Consider the following 257-nt stretch of genomic DNA (forward strand, 5'->3'; position numbering starts at 1 on the left):
CACACGGTCGGCCAGAAGGTTTTTGCGCAAGAGCGCACGATCCTGCTTCCCCGGATGTCTTCCGGCGCTTCGAGAACAACGCCTTTTGGCTGAACGCGTAAGCAAACATCCGTAGTGTCCGCGCGGTGTGAATCCTCTCGGCGTGCAGCGAGCGCGAGTACCCCGCAGCGCTGCCATTTTTCATGAAAAATCATTGATGCCACCTGCGATATAGATCACGATATCTAACTGACGTGTCGACGCAGGTACCGCGCGCT

1 protein-coding gene is annotated in these 257 nt (G+C 56.8%); it reads right to left on the bottom strand.

Annotated elements, in window-relative coordinates; genetic code table 11:
- Positions 1-194 (bottom strand): hypothetical protein (locus tag AC4HNJ_RS22035; RefSeq protein WP_490481746.1); only part of this gene is annotated, 194 nt, incomplete at its 3' end.
- Between the last annotated feature and the right edge of the window lie 63 nt (positions 195-257).

Source organism: Dyella sp. SYSU CM1112 (assembly GCF_058216415.1).